This window comes from Rhodococcus sp. FH8, from assembly GCF_019266085.1.
Classification (GTDB): Bacteria; Actinomycetota; Actinomycetes; order Mycobacteriales; family Mycobacteriaceae; genus Rhodococcus_F; species Rhodococcus_F qingshengii.
Genome location: NZ_LPNQ01000065.1, coordinates 194,492 through 215,073 on the forward strand (window position 1 = coordinate 194,492; position 20,582 = coordinate 215,073).

The window sequence follows — 20,582 nt, forward strand, 5'->3', positions numbered from 1 at the left end:
AGTTGATCCTGACGTCTGTTCGGTCGCTACCGGTCATGAGAAGTCGTGAGTGGTTTCAGATCGATCGGCTGTCCGTCGGAGGGGAACGGCAAGGACATGTAGTTGAGAGGGGCGGTGTAGCCGGGCGCGACCTGCCAATCGAAGCGTGTGAGCAGGTGGTGCATGATCGCTTTGATTTCGACGCCGGCGAAGTGCATGCCGAGGCATTTGTGCACGCCTCCACCGAACGGTTCCCAGGCATACCGGTGCACCTTGTCTTCACGTCGGTGGTCCGCGAAACGTTCGGGATCGAAATGTTCGGGGTCGGGCCAGTACTGCGGCATGTGGTGAGTGAAATGTGGCACCACTGACACGTAGGTCCCAGCGGGTACGAAGTGGTCCTGTATCTGGGTGTCACACACCGCTCGGCGAGCCATGACCGGCACGGGAGCGACGAGTCGGAGGCATTCTTTCATCACCAGGTCCAAGCCGGCGAGTTGGTCGAGTTCGGCATAGCTCGGCGTCGACGTACTCAGTGCGAGTGATTCCGCCCGACATCTGTTCTGCCACTGAGGATTCTGGCCGAGATATTGCATCATTGTCGAGATGGTGATGGTGGAGGTGTCATGTGCGGCCATCAGCAGGAAGATCATGTGATCGATCACCTCGCCGTCGCTGAAGCGCTGTCCGGTGTCTGATTCGATGTGACAGAGAACGGAAAACAGGTCGTCGGTTTCGCGTGAACGGCGCGCAGGTAGGTAGCGGCGGAAGAAGTTTTCGAGGGTTCGGCGCCCGTCGAGGCCGCGCTTCCATCTGGTGCCGGGAACTCGATAACGGATCACCGAGGTTGCAGCTTGCACGCAATCGACGAAAGCTTTTTTCACAGAGTCGATTTCGTTGTCAGTGGTCCCTTCCGCGCCGCCCATGAAGATGTCGGTCGCGAGGTTGAGTGTGAGAGCTTTGAGAGCGGTGTAGGCGCGGAAGCCATCGGACGGAGTCCAGGCGTCGAGCGCGGAGGCGATCGCGGGATTCAGCACGTCCACGGTCTTTTCGAGACGCGATCTCGTGAAGGCTTGTTGCATGATGCGTCGTTGTCGTAGGTGCTCTTCGGAGTCGAGAAGCATCAGACCCCCGTGGAAGAAGGGACCGATGAGCACTGACCAACCGTCGCTGTTGACAAAAGCGCGGTCCTTGTTCTGGAGAACTTCTTGGCATGCGTCGGGTCCGAGGGCTGCGACCCACCGTCTACCGGCCATCGAGAACCACGAGACCTCGCCGTAACGATCCCAGCGTTTTTGCATCAGAGCGAGAGGGTCGCGGATGTATTCGAAAGTTTGCCCTATTCCGGGTAATCCCGAATTGCCTGAGATGGGACGCAACTGCGACCGGATGGGTGGAGCGGCCAGGATTTTCGACATCACGTACCTGCCTTCCGTTTGCATCTGACAGTGGCGCCTGTCAGATGGGGGTAGTCTGCGTCACAGTCGCGTCGTCTGTCAAGATCGACTCATGGCTTCTCCCACACCCCGTCGATATGCCGGTCTGAGTGGTGAGCAGCGGGCCGCGCTTCGGCGTGAAAGCTTGCTTGCAGCAGGACTGGACGTGTTTGCGGCCGCGGGCAGGCAGGGTGCCACCATGACCGCCATCTGTGCGCATGCCAAGCTGACAGAGCGATATTTCTACGAGAGTTTCACCAGCAGGGACGAACTCCTCCAGCAGGTTTTCGACGGAATCGTCGACGAGGTGCGCGTGGCCGGAATGGCTGCACTCCGAACGACCGAGGGGACACGGGAGGAGCGCGTGCGGAGCGCCATTGCTTCGTTCGTCAACATCCTGACGGACGATCCTCGAAAAGGGCGTGTCGCGATGGTCGAGTCGGTGGCTTACGAGCCGCTGCGCACTCACCGGCGGGGAGCGCTGCGTGGGTTCGCGCAGATGGTGGCCGACGAGGCTGCGCTCTTGTACGGCGATCGAGCTTGGCCTCCCCATCAGGGTGAGATCAACGGATTACTGTTCGTGGGCGGCCTGGCCGAATTGGTGACGGCCTGGCTCAACGGCGAAATCGACATCACGCCCGCTGAGATCGTGGATGCCGCAACCTTCCAATTCACATCCACAGCGCACCGATGAAACGCGGGGCCGGCGATGCGGACTGCCAACTCCAGTGGGCGGCATGTGTCGTGATTCGAGGCAGTTTCGGGTCTGAATTGTCGATGACACTGTCCGCGCGGGTCCAGGGCTCTGCAGCCGCGAAGTACAGACGTTGGCCGCCGACATAACGGTTCATCGACGGGTGTTCCGGATCCGCGTTCGTTCCGTCGCGAAGGTTCATTCGCTCGGCGGTGATCTCGAAGGGCACGTCGAGAAAGATCGAATAGTCCCATCGGGAAGCAAATTCGTCTCGATGCAGAAAGAGTCCCTCGACGAGGACCACGGCTCCGTCGGCTGCATGCAAGTACGCGTCGCTGTCCCGTCGTGGTCGGTACTCGCGGTTACCTCCCGGTCTCAGAGGGGCGAGAACATGACGCTCGAGGGCGTCGTAGTCGTAGCTGTCGAGCCAGAAGCCTTCCGGTGACAGCCGACCTCTGCGATGGCGAATCTCCGGCGGATTGAGGAAGTCGTCGACGTGAATCACAATGGCGGGGCGTTCATTCAGCTGTGCTGCAAGACTTTTCGTGAATGTCGTCTTGCCGCTCCCGTCGACGCCGTCGATCGCGACGACGGGAGAGCCGCGCAGCGCGTTTATTTCGGCGGCCAAGGTCTCGAAGACCGTCTTGGTGCTCATCGAGCAGTTCTTCCCGCGCTCGTAGCGACGCGAAGAGGCCCGGTGTCGTACAGGATTCGGTGGCCGTCTTCGAGGACGCGTCGAGTGCCCGCGTCGAGCGGAAGGTCGGCCCAGCTCTCGCTCGCGAAATTCAGTTCGACGAGGAGGCCGGACCGTAGGCGGAAGCGTCGTTCTCGGACTGGCCCCCAGTTGGCGGCTCTGATGAATCGCGCGTCGGGGCGGAGCCGGTCGAACCAGTCTTCATTTGCGAGCGCGTTCGCGTCGTCGGCCAGGATCATCAGATCAAGATCACTCGCCATACGCTCCGCGCCGCGCGCGTAGGACCCGACCAGCGCCACAGCTTTGACGTCATCGTGCTCAGCGGCCCATCGTTCGACATCGACGAGCAGCGCGTTCACCGCACGTCTTCGCCCCTTCAATCGTGCTGACATACCGGCATCATTCCCCATCGCCACCCTCTCCGTAGCTTCGCCGGGACCTCTATCCTGGAACTGTCGGTGACAAGCCAGGGGAGGGGTGCGTATGTCCAAGGAAGTATCGGCGGGTCTGGCTGTTGGTGCGATGGTTCTTGTTGCAGGCTTGATCTGGACTGGATTTCCCCTCGACATGTATTCGATTGTCGCCGTGATCTTTGCAATGTGCGGTGGATTCATCACTTGGATCTACGTACGCGCAAATGAAGAGAGCACCGGAGACGCTGCGACGAAAGAAAGAAGTCAATGAAGACGATCATCGTGTGTACCTCTGTCTCCCATGGCAATACGAAGCTGATCGCCGACGTCATCGGAGAAGTTCTCGATGCTCGCGTGGTCGAGCCCGGTGACATCGACGCCGCGCAGCTCGCCGACTACGACCTCGTGGGGTTCGGCTCCGGCATCTACCTACGCTCGTACCACGCAGATTTACGCTCGTTCGTCGAGGCACTCCCCGAAGAACGGCGATCCAAGGCTTTTGTCTTCGCCACCAGTGGTTTTCCTGACAAGGGGATTCATCGCTTCTCGCGTCCACTGGTTCAGTTGCTCGAACAGAAGGGCTTCGATGTGGTCGCAGCCTTCTCGTCCCGTGCGTGGGATACCTATCTCCCGTTCAAGCCGTTCGGCGGTATCCGGAAGGGGCGGCCGAACGCCGACGACCTGGAATCGGCGCGCATGTTCGCCGAAATGCTACGCGGAAGCGTTCAGGACAGCTTGCCCGGCACCGGGTAGCTGCGCAGGCTCATCTCCAGCTCACCGGCGTCGGCAAGGTCGTTGATCGTCTGGCGCAGAGCGCCACACGTCCGTTGAGCGTTGGCACGGCTGTTCACGCGACCCAACTCCGGGCACACTTCCTGCGACTCTTCGAGCCATTGGACGCTGGTGTGCGCTTCGCTGTACTTCTCGACGAGGACGCGATTTCCGCAGTTGCGGCAACTGACCTGACGCATCAGCGTGCAATCAGATCGGCCGGTGACCAGAAGGCGCGCATGCTCGTGATCTTGGCGTCCTCGTCGAAAGTCATGACGTCGATCGGTTCGACCTCGTAGACCTGATCGCCCACCGGTGTGACGACGCGGAAGTGGAAGGCCGCGCTGGATCCGCTCACCCGCAAGGTAAGCAGTTCTGTCTCTTGCGAACCGCCCTCGAGAGCGCCGTAGAACTCGGTGATCGCGGCCTTGCCGACGCGGGGTTCGCTGCCGACCGGGTCTTCGAGCGTCGCGTTCTCGGCGTAGAGGGCGGCGATGTCCGCTGACGATCCGCGAGCCACGGCGTCGAGGTAGGTGGTAACCGTCGCCGTGATCGCGGCCGTGGTGTCTGGTTCGAGAGTGGTCATCGAGTTAGTCCGATCAGTCGAGAAGTTCAGGGTCTGACAACTACTTCGGACGCTATCGGTGCGGGCTCGATTCGGCGCCGGCATCTCCCACGCAGCGGGACAGCCTGAGCACTCAGGCGTCGAAGCGTCCGAACCCGCCGCGGTAGAACAGAAGCGGACCGTCGTGGCGCAGCACGTTCAGATCGGTGATGCGTGCGACGACGATGGTGTGATCACCGGCGTCGTGCTCCTGCTCGACCGTTGCTTCGATGCGGGCGAGCGCGCCGCTCAGCGCCGGAGCACCGTTGCCGGCGGCATCCCACTCGACGCCGAGGAACTTGTCCGTCCCGCCGCGAGCGAACGCCGAACACATGTCCTGCTGATCGTGGGCGAGAACATTGATGCAGAGAGTTCCCGTTTCGCGAAGCTTCGGCCAACTTGTCGACGTCTTCGCCGGGCAGAACGAGAGCAACGGGGGATCAAGCGATACCGAGACCAGGGACTGGCAGGTGAAACCGAGGGGTGAATTTCCGTCGTGAGCGGTGATGACGGTGACGCCGGTGCAGAAATTGCTCATCACGTTGCGAAGTGTGCGTCCGTCCAGAACTGGCGGCTCGGCGTTTTCCACGGTCATGTCGTCTCCTTGTTCAAATCTTTTGTTCAAAACTCTGCAAACAGCTTCAGAAGCAACGATGTGTGGCGCCGCGGCCGTAATCCAGCGGCAGTCCCACTCAATGGCAGCAATGGCTTCTCGGCACGGGTCAGGACCGACCGAGTGGCAGGTGGAGGGGTTTCGAGCAAATTTGATCCCGCTCAGCGGTCCGTTCGGATTCTACGAAACCAGCAAATGACCAGTGATTGTTAGACTTCGGGCATGTCCGAACCTGATGACGTGTCCCGAGGACTTCCCGCTACCAGCTGGGCAGTGCTCGGGATGCTGACGTTCGGGGAGGAGCTGACCGGAAACGATTTGAAGAAGTGGGCTGACTGGAGTGTCGGCTTCTTCTATTGGAGCCCGTCCATCAGCCAGGTGTACGCAGAACTGAAGAAGCTCGAAAGCATCGGGTTCGTGGAGTCCCGGGTCGTCTCCGAACCAGGGGTGCGAGGCAAGCGCCTTTACTCCATTACTCAGTCAGGAACCGACGCCGTCCGGACGTGGTCACGGGAGGCACCGGTGGAAGTTCCGGTGCTCAAGCACGGTGTGATGTTGCGTCTGTGGATGGGACACCTCAACGAGCCCGAGCGACTGAAGGCGCTGGTGGAAGCCCACATCGCCAATGTCGAAGAGCAGATTCGACGCGCGAAACTCCACGCAGATCATGCCGAGAACGAGCCGGCCTGGTCGTTCCCGGTCATGACGTTGCGATGGTCGGAACGGTACTTCCGAGCCGAGATCGAACTTGCTCGCGAACTGCTCGACGACATCGATCGTGCGACCGCCGAGTTCGCGAACGTCGCCGAGCACGACCGACTGGGATCACCGTTGCCCTCGACGCCTGGCAAATGGAAGAACGTCGAGGAGTACGTGTTGGCGCTCGAGCAAGCCGGGCTCACCGGCAACGGTTCGAGTATCTGAGTCAGGCCCCGGCTGCGGTCGGCATGTTGCGCAGCAGATGACGACGTTGCAAAGTCGGAGTGACGCTCAGCGATCCGCCGTCGATGCCTCGCCAAATGGCAGCGGCCGCCATACGGACCGGCGCTGCGCTGACGTGGTCGAGGCGGAGGGCCTTCGACGGCGCGCAGATGGATACCGCGGCGACGGCGCGGCCGATGGGGCCGATCGGTGCCGCAAGACAGCTGAATCCCGGTAGGCCGTTTCCGGATTCGAAGGCCACCCCGGACTCGCGGATTCTGGCGAGGTGGGGCAGTGCGTAGCCCGAGGACTTCGGCGAACCGAACGCGAGCAGTGCCTGACCGATCGCAGTGGTCTCGGCGCGGCGTCGACCACCGACACGCGTCGGCACTGCGGCGGCGAGGCGTCCGCCGATCTTCTCCATGTAGACCACATCGGGCCCGTCGAGGATGCCGAGGTGAACCACGAATCCGGTGACTCGGTAGAGCTCATGGAGAAGGGGCATGGCTGCAGCGTGGAGGCGGTCCTGATGAACCGCGAGCGATCCCAGTTCGACGAGGCGCATACCGAGTTCGTAGTCACGGCCGTCGCGACGCAGCCAACGCATCGAGACAAGACGTTCGAGCATGCGGTGGGCAGACGAGCGGGGAAGGCCCGTGCTCCGAACGACTTGAGCGAGCGTCAACCTGCCGGGACCGTCGAAGGCGTCGAGAACCAGCGAGACGCGATCGAGAATTGCTGTCGGGGCCGAATCGGCGCCTAAAGCATCCACAGCCTGCAGTGTCATCGTGTACCTCACTTCTCTTAGAGCTCCACAACCAGTGAACTGGCTATTTCAATTAGAAATAGTGTCATAGAGTTACGGATTTGTGAAGTGGATCACCGGTCTGTTTTCGGGCGCGTCGCGGTGGAAACGACGAGGGGGTTTGCGCGAATGCTCGCGCAAACCCCCTCGTCGTTTAACTACTGGCAGGTATTACATCGCCACCGGCAGGTATTAATCGCCACCGGCGGTACTACATAGCTGCCAGTGGTTCGCTTCCGGACCAGTCGTGGCCCCAGTAGCTGTCAGCGGTGATCTCCTCGGAGGAGTACGAGTCCTGATCCACCCTCGCGCCCTCGGTGCCGAACTCGATGTCCCAGCCGCCGGGTGCGCGGACGTAGAAGGAGATCATCTTGTCGTTGGTGTGACGACCCAGGGTCGACGACACGGAGAATCCGTCCTTCATCACGCGGTCGAGTGCCTGGCCGACGGCGTCGAGGGTGTCCACCTCGACCATGATGTGAATCAGGCCGGGTGCGCCGCCGTGCGGTGCCGGGCACAGGGCCAAGCTGTGGTGACGCTCGTTGACGCCCATGAAACGGATTCGCAGCGGCCCGAATTCAGGCGGGGCCGGCAGGCGGAAGGCGCCGCGCGGGTAGAAGCCGAGCACCTCGGTGTAGAAGTCGAAGCTCGCAGCACTGTCCATGACGGGGAGTACGACGTGGCCGAGACCCTGTGAGCCGGTGACGAATCGAGCGCCGAAGGGCGTCACCACGGGGCTGTGGTCGAGGATCGCTCCGTGGAAGACCTCGATGGCTGCTCCGCCGGGATCGGTGAAGGCGATGACCTCTTCGACCCGTCGAGCATCTGCTTCGGCGAGCGAAAGCTGCTCGACCTCGGTGCCGTTCTTTTCGAGTGCTTCTTGAACGCGGCGCAGTGCGGCGTGGTCGGCGACCTCCCAACCGATGTTGACGATCTCGTCGCGCTCACCCTCGACGACGACGATGCGAGCAGCACGCTCGTCGAGTCGTAGGTAGAGCGCGTTCTCGTCCGGCCCACTGCCCTTGGCGAAGCCGAGAACGTCGAAAGCGAAAGTGCGCCAACGTGCCATGTCGTTGGTCGAGATCTTGACGTAGCCAAGTCCCTTGATGTCGGTGCGTGTCATCGTGTCTTTTTCCTGTCGATTTCTTGTGTCGAAGTCTGATCAGATCATCGCCCGCAGCGGACCCTGCGGGTCTGCGCCGAGACGGCTCAGTGATGCGGCGTGGAAAACGGTGCTCGGCACGTGAATTGCGTGATGCTGTCCAGCATGAGCATCGCGCCAGAATCGCTGAAGCGGCTTGTCCATCCGCAATGCGTTGCCACCGCAGCGTGGGTAGACCTGATCGATTGCGTTGACGGCGCGCCAGGCGGCCTGTACCTGAGTCTGACGTCCCTCCGCGCGCTGCTCGAAGGTCACTTCCTTGCCAGCGTCCACTCGGTCCCACATGCGGTCGACGTTGGCAAGCAGGGTGTCGCGCGCAGCCCGGATGTCGGCGGTTGCCTGACCGATGGCGAACAAGGTGTACGGGTCGTCCTTGATCGCCGTGCCCTGCGCGTTGATGCGATCGGCTTGGTACTCGTTGGCGTGGAAGAGCATTCCCTCGCAGATGCCGATCGTGGCGGCGGTGATTCCGAGGGGGAAAATGTTCGACCACGGCATGAGGTACAGCGTCTCGGTGCGCCCGTACTTGCGCACTGCCGTGCCGTCGATGACCTCGTCGCAGTCCATGACGCGGTAATCGGGGACATACGCATCCTTGACTACGAGATCCTTGGAGCCGGTGCCGCGAAGTCCCATGACATCCCACGAGTCTTCGATGATCTCGTAGTCGGTGCGCGGAATGATCACATGGAGCATGCGCGGCGGCATCTCCATGTTGCCGTCCTTGTCACACGCCATCGCGCCGAGGAATGCCCAGTCGCAATGGTCGGTACCGGAGGAGAACTGCCAGCGGCCGGAGAACTTGTAGCCGCCGTCGGTGGGGATACACATTCCGCCGGGCATGTACGGCGATGCCATCCAGGTGTCGGGATCGGATCCCCAGATCTCCTGCTGCACCTTGGGATCCGCGAACGCGAGTTGCCACGGGTGAACTCCGACGATCCCGTGGACCCAGCCGGCCGACGGGTTCAGTGAAGCCATGCGCATGACGGTTTCGGCGAATTCGCGCGGATGCGCCTCCATGCCGCCATGCTCCTTGGGCTGCAGCATGCGGATGGAACCGATTGCCTTCATCTTCTTGGCGGTGTCGTCGGCCACCCGGCCGATCCGCTCGGCCTCGATGCCTTCGGCGAAGATGTCGTCGGCCATCGCGTTGATCTGTTCGAGCACTTCGTACGTCATGTTGTTCCTTGCATCCAGTCTGGTTGTCTCAGCAGTGTTTTCGACTGCGGATCAGGAGGTTGTCTCGAGTGCCTGGGCGTCGCGTGCGGCAACGTTTTCGGCGACTTCCCGCTTCCAGCTCTCCACTGCGCGGGTGGTGTCGATCTCGAATTCGAAGCGCTTCGTCATGTCTTCCGTGACATTCTCGACGTCGGTGTAGAACTGGTTGTACCAGCGACGCAACTGGTAAACCGGGCCGTCCTCCTCGGAGAGCAGGGGGTTGTCGATCGGAGCTTTGTTCTTCCAGATCTCCACGTCCTGAAGGAATCCCATCTCGACGCCCTCGGTGAACTGCGCGGCCATCGCGGCAGTGGACTCGTCGTCCATACCGGGTAGCTTCTTGACCATCGCGCCGTACTGCAGGACGAACGCATTGTTCGAGATCGGGTAGTGGCAGTTGATCAGGACGGTCTCGATGATCTGCCCGTTGGCTTCGCTCTTGATCCAGTCGATCATGTAAGACGGTCCGAAATATGAAGCATCCGAACGGAGCACAGCGTTGGGATCGCCGTAGTTGGTGCCGCTGATGACGTCCTCACGTCCCACCGATTCCATGTACTGGCTCGCGACATGACCTTCGAAGATGTTCTTGAAGTACTTGGGGAACGAGTAGTGAACGTAGAAGAAGTGGGCCATGTCCACGACGTTGTCGACGATCTCGCGGCAATGAGAGCCTTCGATGGTGAGCGTGTTCCAGCTCCAGTCGCTCCACTCATCGCTTCCGAAGCCCTCGATGTCGGGGATCGTGACCTCGGCGGGCGGGGGATTTCCCTGGGGATCGTGCCAGACGAACAGCTGACCGTTCTTCTCGAGAGTGATCCATGCCCGCGTCTTGGCCAGCGGCGGAACGCGTCGTGCGTAGGGGATCGCCGTACATTTTCCGTTACCGCTCCAACGCCAGTCGTGGAACGGGCAGGCGATCGAATCGCCCTTGACGGTTCCGTGAGCGAGGTTGCCACCCATGTGGCGGCAGTATGCGTCGAGAATCTTGATGTCGCCCTTGCTGTCGGCGAAGACGACAAGGCTGGTGCCGAATGCCTCGATCTGGTGGGGCTGACCGTCGCGATAGGTATTGCTCAGTCCGAGGCAGTGCCATCCACGTGCGAACCGTGCGGGAGGCGCTGCTGCTTCGATTTCTCGAATTTCCTCGCCGGCGCCCGTCTGCGTCGGGGTGTCCGTAGTGGTGAGTGGGCCGGTTCCGAGTGCCATGTCTTCCTCCGAGCCGCGTCTTGCGACGCTCCAGTGATGTGATCCGTCTCATACAACGACGAAGCGTCCGCTGGAGATACGGCAGTTCCCGCTGGATGGAACGCCTACTCGGTGACCTGCAGAGATTCAGCTCGCGAGTGTCGCCACATCGTCGATCGCGTAAGTCGCCCAGGCCCGGGCAGTGACGACCCCAGCGGGATCGGTGGCGACCAGAGCTACGTCGGCCACGCTCTCGTGGTCCTTCTCGTACGTCGCGAGCACTGTCACGGAGCAGTGCAGATCTGCTCCCGTGGAAGTCGCGGTGGAACGTCCGCGGAAGCGTCGTAGTGACGCCGAGCCGTAACGACGAGCAGCGAAATCAGCAAGGGCGGCAACGGAATCGGTTCCGGTGCCCGCTGTCGGGACTTCCCGGACGAAGACCTCGGCCACCAGATGCCCGGTCTGGTCGTGGTATTCGGTGATCCGCTCGAGTGTCGAACTCAACGCCCTCACGGATCCGGTGAGCAGTGCGCCGGGATCGGGGCGTCCGAAGAACACGACGTCCTGCTCGACGACGGCCCCGTCGGGTGCCGAGCGCACGGTGCCGTACAACGAGTCGAAATCGGAGAGGAGCGTGGTGGCAGTTCGCGGAGCAGTTGCCGTGAAGTGGGCGGTACCGAGGTTGGTAGTCATGACACTCTCCGTTGGACGCGACCGAGACGCTGTCGTCTCGGTGGGTACATCGACGCTAACCACCGCTCACGCGGGTGACGACGGGCTTCCCGCTGATCGGGAGCATTCTCGGATTCGATCGAAGAGGTGGAACCTGTTCCAGTTTTGTGCAATTCTGGATATCGTATCCGTGACCGGGAGCACATCTCGATGACTGCACGCGCCGAGCAGAAGGAAGACCAGATGACAGACGAGTTCGCTGACCTGCACCGACCGGTATACGGTCCGGACCTGCTCATCACCGCTCTGGAACGCAATCACGACAAGCCCGCGCTGTACCTCGGCGACGTGATCCTCACCGGCGGTCAGATGCGCGATCAGATCAGCTGCTTCGCCCAGGCGCTCGCGTCTTTGGGAATCACTCAGGGCACCAGCACCGCGATGCTGTCGAAGAATCGCCCCGAGGTTCTGATCAGTATGGGCGCGACCATGATCACCGGCTGCCGGGCGAGCGCCTTGAACCCGATGGGATCGCTCGACGACCACAAGTACATCGTCGACGACGCCGAGATCGAGACGCTGATCTTCGATCCCAATGCCTTCGAAGAGCGCGCCGCCGAGTTGAAGGCGTCGTCACCCTCGTTGACCAACGTGCTCTCGATGGGGCCGTCCGAGGTGGGAATCGACATCCTCGCGCTGGCTGCCACGTTCGAGCCCGCGCCGCTGAAGGCAGTGCACGTCGACGCCGAAGACGCCAGCAGCATGGTGTACACCGGTGGAACGACCGGCAAGCCCAAAGGTGTTGTCGGATCCTTCCGTTCGGGTGCTGCGCTCAATCAGATCCAGATGTCGGAGTGGCAGTGGCCCGAGGACAACCGCTTCCTCATCTGCACGCCACTCTCACACGCAGGTGCAGCGTTCTTCATCCCGACCTTGCTGCGCGGCGGTGCGTTGATCGTCCTGCCTGCCTTCGAGCCAGGTGCTGTGCTCGAAGCGATCGAGAAGCACAAGATCACGGCAACCATGTTGGTGCCCACCATGATCTACATGCTCATGGACCACCCCGATCTGCCCAAGCGGGACGTCTCGAGTTTGCAGACGCTGTTTTACGGAGCGTCCGCGATGTCTCCCGCCAGATTGCAGGAGGGCATCAAGAAGTTCGGTCAGATCTTCTTCCAGTTCTACGGTCAGACCGAGTGCGGCATGACTATTTCGGTGCTGCGCAAGGAAGAACACCTCGCCGACGATCCGGCCCGCCTCGCCACGTGTGGGCGTCCGGTGCCGTGGCTCGACGTCCGGTTGCTCGACGACGACCTCAACGAGGTGCCGCAGGGAGAACTCGGTGAGATCTGCGTCCGTGGCCCGCTGATCATGAAGGGCTACTGGAAGAAGCCGGCCGAAACCGCCGAGGCGTTCCGGGGTGGTTGGCTGCACACCGGCGACATCGCGCGCAAGGACAAGGACGGGTTCATGTCCATCGTCGATCGCAAGAAGGACATGATCGTGACCGGTGGTTTCAACGTGTTCCCCCGCGAAATCGAAGACGTGATCTCGGCGCATCCGTCCGTCGCGTCGGTGGCGGTAGTCGGTGTGCCCGACGACAAGTGGGGCGAAGCCGTCAAGGCCTGTGTCGTACTTCGTGCCGGACTGACCGTCGACACCGAGGAACTGGTCGACAAGGTGAAGGCAGCCAAGGGTTCGGTTCACGCGCCCAAGAGCATCGACTTCGTGGATTCCCTTCCGCTGACGCCGCTGGGCAAGCTGGACAAGAAGGCGCTGCGCGCGAGGTACTGGGAGACCAGCGCCCGCGCGGTCTAGGCGCCAGCGTCGTGTAGCGAAGGGTCAGCGTTTCCAGACGTAACGACGTTCCGGGCGGCCCACCACTCCGTATTTCAGCGAAGTGGTGGACCGCCCGGTTTCGTAGAGGTATTCGAGGTAGCGCCTCGCGCTCGCGCGTGAGATGCCGACCCTCTCGGAAATGTCTGTGGCCGAGGCGGGTTCGGTTTCGTCTCGTAGTGCTGCCTCGACCAGCTGAAGGGTCTCAGGACTGAGTCCTTTCGGTAGACCCTTGAGGGACGACGCCGTTGTCGCGCCACCTGCCACGCCGAAAGCCTCGTCCACCGCCTCCTGTTCTGCTTCGCCGGAGCTGTCGAGGTTCGCGTATGTCGATCGGTAACGCTCGAGACGCTCACGGAGAACCTCGAACGTGAAGGGCTTCATCAGGTAATGCACGACGCCGCTGCGCAGCGCTTTCTTGACCGAGCCGGCCTCACGCTCACTAGTGATGACAAGAATATCCAGCTCCGGTGCCAGCTCGCGAAACGGGGCGATCAGATCGAGTCCGGTGGTGCCGGGCAGGTGGACGTCGAGAAGAACCAGGTCGGGTTGCAACTCACCGACTGCGGCCAGTGCGGTCTCGGCCGAATGGGCAACGCCGCACACTTCGAAACCGTCTATCCGCGAGACGAATCCGCTGTGCACCTTCGCCACCATGAAGTCGTCGTCGACCACCAGTACCCGGATCATGCGCCCTCTCCGTCGTGTAGGACTGCGCTGAAGACAGTCCACTCGATGTCCTCTGCCGAACGAGTGCTCACGGTGACGTCGCCGCCCCGCCGACGACACGTCAGGCGCACCAGCGCCAAACCGAAACCGTGTCCGTCGCTCGATTGTCCCTTGGTGCTCCAACCCTGGCCGAACACCCTGTCGCGATTCTCCGGCGCGATACCGGGGCCGGCGTCCTCGACCCGAACTTCGACCGCGGTGCCACGGCCCCGAATCGACAACCGAACCTTGCGGCGCGAGGCTTCCGGCATCTCGCCGACGGCGTCGACGGCATTGTCGACGAGGTTTCCGACCACTGTCACGAGATCTCGTCCGAGTCTGCGGTCCACCGTCTCCAGATGCGTGTCCGCCGCCAGTTCGATCGTGACCAACCCCTGTGCAGCGGCGCCTATCTTGGCGATCACGAGTGCGGCGGTGCCGACGTCGGCGATCTTCTCGGTCACGGTCGCGCTGACCTGCGCGCGCTCCATGGTCAGACCTTCGACGTAGCCGACCACCTCGTCGTATTCGCCGAGCTGGATGAGGCCGGAGATGGTGTGCAGTTGATTGTCGAACTCGTGGATGTGGGCGCGTAGTGCGTCGGTGCTGGTTTTGGTCACGTCGAGTTCTTCTTCCACGGAGCGCAATTCGGTGCGGTCGCGGAAAGTGGTGACCGACCCGATGGTGCGGCCTTTCGATTCGATCAAGACGGTGTTGAGGACGAGCAGGCGATCACCGACAAGAACCAACTGATCGGATTCGGTTGTGCCGGAGGTCAGTACACTCTGGAGGCGGTCGTCGAGACCGAGGTCCCGCACCGATCTGCCGGCACTGCCGCGTGGGATGTCGAGGAGTTGGTGGGCACTGTCGCTCATCAGCACCACCTTTCCCTGCGCGTCGAATGCGATGACGCCTTCCTTGAGACCGCGCAGCATTGCTTCACGTTGGCGAACCAGGTCCAGGATCTCGCCGGCTTCCATGCCGAGGGTTTGCCGTTTTACCCTGCGGGCCAACAGGATCGACCCGACGCCGCCGAGAAGGGATGCCACCGCGAGGTATACCAGGAGATTCGGTGCAGATTGCAGCAGCCGTGTCCAGATCGAGGGGTACTCGATGCCGACGATCGCGGTTCCGGTAATCGCTCCTTCGCTGCCGAGAATCGGAACGTGCGCCTCCACGGCCTTGCCGGAGGGCGTGTCGACCAAACCCGTCCACGACCGATCCTCCGTCTGACGTGCGTCGATGCCGACATCACCGGGACGCGTCGAAATGACGACACTGCCGTCGGCGTCGGCAAGCGAGACGTAGGTGACGCCCGAGATGGCGCGTACCGAGTCGACCGAACCTTGTAGTCCGGAGCGGAGACGGGTCTGCGCCTGGGGGAGTAGCTCGCGTACTGCCGGATTGGCTGCGAGCGATTCCGCTGCCGAGAGTGCGCGACGTCCCTCCTCGCGTTGGAAACTCGCGGACGACTGCGCGAGGGAGAGGGCGGTGACGCACACGAGAACTGCAACGACGATCAGAAGTTGCAGTTCGAGAAGTTGTGTCGCCAGAGTGTGCCGGCGGCGAAACAGCCGGGCAAACAGGGACGACTTGCTCTCTCGCTCCGCCTGCTCGTTTCCTGAGGACACCAGCCAGACCCTAGCCTTCAGTTCGATGCCGGGAAAGCGGTCGTTCGTGAGCACAATGAGCACAAATCAATTTGCTTTCCCAATGGTGACCCCAGTCACAAAGTGCGTCAGTATGAAACCTGTTCACACATCGGTACCGGCAGACAAGGACGAAGCCATGAGCACATCGAAGCGGCTGAGCAGGCATATCGCCCTGCTCGGTGCCTGCGCGATGACTCTCGTGCTCTCGACCGGATGCACTCCGGTCGAGTCCTTCTTCGCCGGTGGCCGAGCGGGTGAGAGTTCCGAAGAACTGCGTGTACTGGTGCCCTCGGTGGCCGGTGGTGGTTACGACCTGACCGCCCGGACCATGGTGCAGGCACTGGCCGACGAAGGGACCGTCGACGCCGACGTCGTTGTTCTGCCCGGATCGGGTGGCATCGTCGGACTCAACCGGTTGGCTCTCGAACGCGGAAATCCCGATCTACTCATGGTCATGGGACTCGGCGTTCTCGGTTCGCTCGAGATACTGCCGTCCGAGCACACCCTTTCCGACGTGACACCGATCGCGAGACTGGTCGAAGAGCCGGAAGCTGTACTGGTCCCGGCAGATTCGCCGTACAAAACTCTCGCCGATCTGACGCAGGCCTGGGTGGCGGATCCGTCGTCGATCTCGATCGGCGGTGGTTCGAGTGAAGGTGGACCGGACGGGTTGTTCCGCCTTCTGTTCGCACGGGCGGTCGGCGTCGATCCGTCGCGCTCCCCGTACCGCATCTACGACGGCGGCGGCGAACTGCTTCCCGCACTGCTCACGAGGCAGGTCGACGTAGCCGCCACCGGTATCGGTGAATACCTCGATCAGATTGCGGCAGGCACGGTTCGGGTCCTTGCGGTCAGTTCGCCGGCCCGTACCCCGGCGGTGGATGCGCCCACGATGGCGGAGTCTGGCGTCGACGTCACGTTCACCAATTGGCGCGGGCTCATGGCGCCGCCGGGCCTGACGGACGATCAGCGTCAGCACTTGCAGAATTTGGTGCGGGATCTGGCGGCAAGCCCGCGCTGGAACGAGCTGTCTCGCCGAAACGGTTGGAACAGTGCAGTTCTCACCGAACCCGAGTTCTCCGCATTCCTCACCGATCAATCCCGGTTCGTCGACGCAACACTCGATCCGCCCGGCATCAACTGAGCACTACCGAAGTTTCGTTTCACCTCCACGAAGGTCACCGGCTCGATTTGCCGTGCCGTTTTTCTCGGCAATTCAGCACTAAAGGAGTTCATCATGCTCGTCACACTCGGCTTTCTCATGGTTGCGGTGTTCATGTTCCTGATCCTCACCAAACGCGCGACCCCGGTGGTGGGACTGACTCTGGTTCCGGTGGCCTTCGGACTACTTGCCGGGGCCGGCCTCGGAATCGGCGACATGATCACCGACGGCATCAAGTCGCTCGCACCCACCGCGGCGCTGTTGTTCTTCGCGATCATCTTCTTCGGAATCATGATCGACGTCGGCCTCTTCGATCCGCTGGTCAAGCTCATCCTGCGGATGGTGCGAGACGATCCGATGAGGCTCGTGGTCGGAACCGCAGTGCTCGCGATGGTGGTCTCGCTGGACGGAGACGGTTCGACGACCTTCATCATCGTGACCTCGGCGCTGCTTCCGCTCTACCTCAAACTCGGTGTCAGTCCCGTCGTTCTGACGGTGATCGCCGGCCTGTCCAACGCGACGATGAACATCATTCCGTGGGGCGGCCCGACCGTCCGGGCCGCGAGCGCGCTGGGACTCTCGCCCTCCGACGTGTTCGTGCCGATGGTGCCGTCGTTGATCGTCGGCCTGATCATGGTGCTCGGATTCGCGATTCACCTCGGGATCATGGAGCGCCGCAGGATCGGGACTTTGGTCCTGACTTCTGAGCGCATCCTCGAAAAGGTCGGAAACGGTGGAAGTTCCAGCACCGGTAGCGCCGGCACCGGCGGCTCGAACGACTCCGAGGACGACGGCGGCGACACCGGACGATTCATCGACGGCCTCGACCCCAAGCGGGACACCTTGCGGCCGAAATTGCTCTGGTTCAACGCTGCGCTGACGACGATCCTTCTCGTCGTACTCGTGATGGACATCCTGCCCATCCCGGTGCTGTTCATGATCGCGTCGTCGATCGCCCTCGCGGTGAACTTCCCGGCGGTCAAGGATCAGGGTGAAGCAATCGCACGCCATTCGTCGAGCATCGTCTCGGTGGTCGCGATGGTGCTGGCAGCAGCGGTGCTGACCGGCGTTTTCCAGGGAACCGGCATGGTCGAGGCGATGGCAGAGTGGCTGCTTCAGGTCATCCCCGACGCGATGGGCCCGCACCTCGCCGTCATCACGGGCGTCCTGAGTATCCCGCTCACGTTCTTCATGACCAACGACGCGTTCTACTTCGGTGTGCTGCCGGTGCTGTCCGAGACTGCAGCGCAGTACGGCATCGAGCCGGTGGAGATGGCGCGCGCCTCGATCACCGGGCAGGCCGTGCACATGCAGAGCCCGCTGGTCCCGGCGATCCTGCTACTGGTCACACTCGCCGGTGTTTCTCTGGCGGATCACCACAAGAAGGTTCTGTGGCGAGCGGGCCTGATCTCGATCACGATGCTCGTGGTCGGCGTCGGATTGGGGCAGATCCCCTTCTAAGCGCGATCAGTTGTGGAAGGGGCACCGGCCTTGGTCGGTGCCCTTCTTCTTTTTTGTCACGAAATTGGGCCGGATGTCGAGATCGGGCTCGTCGTACAGGCGGTGGAACGTCGGCGTGAGCGAGCTGGACATGGGCGGGTTCACCCATGACCAGTCGGTCGGGCACTTGCGCCCGGCCTTGTCCTCACGCGCGATGTGATCGATGAATTGCTTTGCGACAGTGTGATGGTCGACCATGATGACGCCGGCCTTGCGGTAGCTGTGGATAACTGCACGGTTCAGTTCGACCAGTGCGCGGTCCTTCCAGAGCGTGCGGTCGTGGCTCATGTCGAGCTCCATCATCGCTCCGATGGTGGGCAACATGTTGTAGCGATCGGTGTCGCTGAAGTTGCGTGCGCCTACCTCGGTGCTGACGTACCAACCGCTGAACGGCGTGCAGGGATAAACGATTCCGCCGATGTCGAGGTTCATGTCCGAGACCGCAGGGACGGCATGCCATTTAAGCCCCAGATCAGCGAACCAGCTGTATTCGGGGTGCTCGATCTCGACCTCGAGAACCAGGTCGGTCGGGACGTCGAAGTACTGCAGGGGTTCGTCGGGAACCGAAATCAGTACGGGGAGAACGTCGAACGGCGTACCGGCGCCCTTCCACCCCATCGCGGTGACCTGAGCAGTCAGATCGACGTGCCACGGGTCGCCCAGAATGGTGCCGTCAGGCTGCCGGTAGCCGGCGTAGCGGATCAGTTGCGGGCTGAGGATTCGGTACTCCTGACCGTCCTCGCGGGGGAGTGGCCCGACCGTCACGACCGACTGCAGAGCGCCGCCGTTGGTCGACAGTCGCAGGTGCTCCCAGCATGCTTCGGCGAGAGCGGAAGCCGTGACGGCATCGCGCGCGTCGATGAGTTTGAGGGTCCGCCAATGCGCGCGACCGACGCACCTGGCGTGGTTTCGCCACGCGAGTTTGGCGCCGACGAGCAATTCCTCCGCTGTGTGCGTGTAGGTGCCGGTCCGATGGAGTTCACGCAAGGCCTCACGCCGCCGAGACGTCGGGAGGTGGCCCAGTTCCGGAGAGTCGAAAAATTCGACGCACTCGAGTTCCCGACGTTGAAGCTCGGTCAGCGTCGGGGTAGTGGAGGCGATCTGGGACGTAAGCCCGCTATCGGTGGGCAATTCGTCCTGTCGAACAAAATCCACGGCACGACTCCTGTTTGGCTGGTTGAGATTTCGCTGAACGTTAGCTCGGCGATCGAGAGTGTCGAAGCTCTTGTTTATCTTGCACGCAAGAATAAGAAAGGGACGGTCACACCGCGAAATGGGGTCGCATTGTGACACTTGTCCAGAATGATTTACGAGTCAGACATTTGTGACATAAGCTGCAGACGAAATTCCGCGGCGGGTCTTGCCGCGTCTAGTCGGGACGAGGATGAGCGTGGATTCGCAAGCAATCTCTCTGGTCCGGTCGAGCTTCAAATCCGTCGCTGCGGTAGAAGATGGTCCGGAACGGCTCGCCCGTACCTTCTATTCGATCCTGTTCGCTCGATCGCCCGAAACCCGGGAGTTCTTTCCGGCAGCGATGGATGTGCAGCGTGACCGGCTTGTCAGCGCTATCGCTCACGTCGTCGAACGCCTCGACGAGTCCGACGCGATACTCGAGTACCTCGCACAGCTCGGCCGCGATCACCGTAAGTACGGCGTCACCGACGAGCACTACACGGCAGTCGGCAATGCCTTGATCGAAGCACTCGAGACCTTCGGTGGCGCCGAAATGTGGACCGACGAGGTCGACAGCGCGTGGCGTAACGCGCTCGCGATCATCTCGGCGGCGATGATGGATGCCGCCAACGCGGAAGACGGTCCGCCCGCGTGGAGTGCCACGGTCATCGAATGCCGCCCGGTCATCAAGGGCGTCGCCGTCGTGCGGCTGCAACTCGACCAGACGATGGAGTACCGCGCCGGTCAGTACGTCAGCGTGCAGGTCGCCGCGAGGCCACGGATGTGGCGCTACCTCTCTCCGGCCACGCCGTACGACGGGACCGGAATCCTCGAGTTCCACATCCGCCAGGTCACCGGCGGGTGGGTCAGCCCGGTCATGGTGAACCAGACCGCTGTCGGTGACACCTGGGTGGTCGGTTCGCCCATCGGCGCCTTGGGGATTCCGGAGAACTCCAAGGACCTTTTGATGATCGCGTCGGGAACAGGTGTCGCGCCTCTTCGCGCTCAGATCCTCGAACTGATCCGACGCGGCAACACTCGCAAGGTCCAACTGTTCTACTCCGGACAGCATCCGTGCGATCTCTACGACCTTCCGCATCTGTGGAAGCTGGCCGAGAAGTACCCGTGGCTCACGATCATCCCGGTCTCCGAAGAAGACGAGAATCCGTGGTGGCACACCGAAGCGGAGCCACTGCCGCCGATCGGCATGAAGCGGCGCATCGTCGGCAAGGTCGGTAAGGTCGTGACCTCGTTCGGGGACTGGGCGGGCTACGACATTCAGGTCGTCGGCAGCGAATCCATGGTCAACAGCACCAAATTCAGGCTTCGCGCAGTGGGCATCGACGTCGACACCGTTCGCAACGACCCGACGTACTGA

22 protein-coding genes are annotated in these 20,582 nt (G+C 62.1%); 8 read left to right on the top strand and 14 right to left on the bottom strand.

The features are described 5' to 3' along the window. Nucleotides 1–26 precede the first annotated feature (26 nt). Nucleotides 27–1,397 (bottom strand): cytochrome P450, encoded by a 1,371-nt coding sequence (locus tag ATN38_RS15235; protein ID WP_007726721.1) that lies wholly within the window; start codon nt 1,395–1,397, stop codon nt 27–29. Nucleotides 1,398–1,488: 91 nt separating this feature from the next. Here ATN38_RS15235 and ATN38_RS15240 point away from each other — a divergent pair, with 91 nt between their 5' ends. Further along, nucleotides 1,489–2,109 carry a TetR/AcrR family transcriptional regulator gene (locus tag ATN38_RS15240; RefSeq protein WP_042452208.1) on the top strand — a complete coding sequence of 207 codons (621 nt, stop codon included), beginning with the start codon at nt 1,489–1,491 and terminating at the stop codon, nt 2,107–2,109. On the opposite strand, the gene ATN38_RS15245 is transcribed toward ATN38_RS15240, so the two are convergent. Beyond that, nucleotides 2,087–2,764 carry an AAA family ATPase gene (locus ATN38_RS15245; protein WP_042452206.1) on the bottom strand — a complete coding sequence of 226 codons (678 nt, stop codon included), beginning with the start codon at nt 2,762–2,764 and terminating at the stop codon, nt 2,087–2,089. The two genes, ATN38_RS15240 and ATN38_RS15245, sit on opposite strands and share 23 nt — an antisense overlap. Continuing rightward, entirely contained in the window at nt 2,761–3,195 is a 435-nt protein-coding gene (locus ATN38_RS15250) for a nucleotidyltransferase domain-containing protein (protein ID WP_037131485.1), read from the bottom strand. Before ATN38_RS15250 ends, ATN38_RS15245 begins: the two co-directional genes overlap by 4 nt. 91 nt (nt 3,196–3,286) lie before the next feature. On the opposite strand from ATN38_RS15250, the gene ATN38_RS15255 reads away from it, so the two are divergent. Then, a complete protein-coding gene (locus ATN38_RS15255) occupies nt 3,287–3,487 on the top strand; it encodes a hypothetical protein (protein WP_007726726.1) in 201 nt (66 codons plus the stop codon). Then, nucleotides 3,484–3,969 carry a flavodoxin family protein gene (locus tag ATN38_RS15260; RefSeq protein WP_007726729.1) on the top strand — a complete coding sequence of 162 codons (486 nt, stop codon included), beginning with the start codon at nt 3,484–3,486 and terminating at the stop codon, nt 3,967–3,969. Before ATN38_RS15255 ends, ATN38_RS15260 begins: the two co-directional genes overlap by 4 nt. Here the strand turns inward: ATN38_RS15260 and ATN38_RS15265 are convergent. From ATN38_RS15265 to ATN38_RS15275, 3 genes are all read right to left on the bottom strand, one after another. Next, nucleotides 3,942–4,187 (bottom strand): hypothetical protein, encoded by a 246-nt coding sequence (locus tag ATN38_RS15265; protein ID WP_003944366.1) that lies wholly within the window; start codon nt 4,185–4,187, stop codon nt 3,942–3,944. The genes ATN38_RS15260 and ATN38_RS15265 overlap by 28 nt on opposite strands. Beyond that, nucleotides 4,187–4,573, bottom strand: coding sequence for a nuclear transport factor 2 family protein (locus ATN38_RS15270; RefSeq protein WP_003944423.1), 387 nt, complete (start codon nt 4,571–4,573; stop codon nt 4,187–4,189). Before ATN38_RS15270 ends, ATN38_RS15265 begins: the two co-directional genes overlap by 1 nt. A 112-nt stretch (nt 4,574–4,685) precedes the next feature. After that, nucleotides 4,686–5,186, bottom strand: coding sequence for a flavin reductase family protein (locus ATN38_RS15275; protein ID WP_007726733.1), 501 nt, complete (start codon nt 5,184–5,186; stop codon nt 4,686–4,688). A gap of 240 nt (nt 5,187–5,426) precedes the next feature. On the opposite strand from ATN38_RS15275, the gene ATN38_RS15280 reads away from it, so the two are divergent. Next, nucleotides 5,427–6,128 (top strand): PadR family transcriptional regulator, encoded by a 702-nt coding sequence (locus tag ATN38_RS15280; protein ID WP_003944324.1) that lies wholly within the window; start codon nt 5,427–5,429, stop codon nt 6,126–6,128. 1 nt (nt 6,129) lies between these two features. On the opposite strand, the gene ATN38_RS15285 is transcribed toward ATN38_RS15280, so the two are convergent. The 5 genes from ATN38_RS15285 to ATN38_RS15305 form a co-directional block, all read right to left on the bottom strand. Beyond that, nucleotides 6,130–6,912 (bottom strand): IclR family transcriptional regulator, encoded by a 783-nt coding sequence (locus tag ATN38_RS15285; protein ID WP_007726735.1) that lies wholly within the window; start codon nt 6,910–6,912, stop codon nt 6,130–6,132. A gap of 229 nt (nt 6,913–7,141) precedes the next feature. Next, nucleotides 7,142–8,053, bottom strand: coding sequence for a biphenyl-2,3-diol 1,2-dioxygenase (gene bphC / locus ATN38_RS15290; protein ID WP_007726736.1), 912 nt, complete (start codon nt 8,051–8,053; stop codon nt 7,142–7,144). A gap of 39 nt (nt 8,054–8,092) precedes the next feature. After that, the gene (locus ATN38_RS15295; protein ID WP_003944352.1) at nt 8,093–9,274 is read right to left on the bottom strand and encodes an acyl-CoA dehydrogenase family protein; all 1,182 of its coding nucleotides are present in this window, start codon (nt 9,272–9,274) and stop codon (nt 8,093–8,095) included. Nucleotides 9,275–9,325: 51 nt separating this feature from the next. Next, nucleotides 9,326–10,522, bottom strand: coding sequence for a Rieske 2Fe-2S domain-containing protein (locus ATN38_RS15300; RefSeq protein ID WP_065455982.1), 1,197 nt, complete (start codon nt 10,520–10,522; stop codon nt 9,326–9,328). A 126-nt stretch (nt 10,523–10,648) separates the two neighbouring features. Next, nucleotides 10,649–11,194, bottom strand: coding sequence for a hypothetical protein (locus ATN38_RS15305; RefSeq protein WP_007726737.1), 546 nt, complete (start codon nt 11,192–11,194; stop codon nt 10,649–10,651). Between the two features lie 222 nt (nt 11,195–11,416). Between ATN38_RS15305 and ATN38_RS15310 the strand changes: the two genes are divergently transcribed. After that, the gene (locus ATN38_RS15310; protein WP_218748294.1) at nt 11,417–12,991 is read left to right on the top strand and encodes an AMP-binding protein; all 1,575 of its coding nucleotides are present in this window, start codon (nt 11,417–11,419) and stop codon (nt 12,989–12,991) included. A gap of 24 nt (nt 12,992–13,015) precedes the next feature. Here the strand turns inward: ATN38_RS15310 and ATN38_RS15315 are convergent, their stop codons facing one another. Together ATN38_RS15315 and ATN38_RS15320 are read right to left on the bottom strand one after the other, a co-directional pair. Next, nucleotides 13,016–13,699, bottom strand: coding sequence for a response regulator (locus ATN38_RS15315; protein ID WP_218748202.1), 684 nt, complete (start codon nt 13,697–13,699; stop codon nt 13,016–13,018). Continuing rightward, nucleotides 13,696–15,348, bottom strand: coding sequence for an ATP-binding protein (locus tag ATN38_RS15320; RefSeq protein WP_275231808.1), 1,653 nt, complete (start codon nt 15,346–15,348; stop codon nt 13,696–13,698). Before ATN38_RS15320 ends, ATN38_RS15315 begins: the two co-directional genes overlap by 4 nt. Before the next feature lie 112 nt (nt 15,349–15,460). Here ATN38_RS15320 and ATN38_RS15325 point away from each other — a divergent pair, with 112 nt between their 5' ends. Beyond that, entirely contained in the window at nt 15,461–16,513 is a 1,053-nt protein-coding gene (locus ATN38_RS15325) for a tripartite tricarboxylate transporter substrate-binding protein (protein WP_218748206.1), read from the top strand. A gap of 93 nt (nt 16,514–16,606) precedes the next feature. Further along, the gene (locus tag ATN38_RS15330; RefSeq protein ID WP_003944372.1) at nt 16,607–17,992 is read left to right on the top strand and encodes a CitMHS family transporter; all 1,386 of its coding nucleotides are present in this window, start codon (nt 16,607–16,609) and stop codon (nt 17,990–17,992) included. Between the two features lie 6 nt (nt 17,993–17,998). On the opposite strand, the gene ATN38_RS15335 is transcribed toward ATN38_RS15330, so the two are convergent. Beyond that, on the bottom strand, nt 17,999–19,186 hold the full coding sequence (locus ATN38_RS15335; protein ID WP_042924169.1) for a nitric oxide synthase oxygenase: 1,188 nt from the start codon (nt 19,184–19,186) through the stop codon (nt 17,999–18,001). 235 nt (nt 19,187–19,421) lie between these two features. On the opposite strand from ATN38_RS15335, the gene ATN38_RS15340 reads away from it, so the two are divergent. After that, the gene (locus tag ATN38_RS15340) at nt 19,422–20,582 is read left to right on the top strand and encodes a globin domain-containing protein (protein WP_003944359.1); all 1,161 of its coding nucleotides are present in this window, start codon (nt 19,422–19,424) and stop codon (nt 20,580–20,582) included.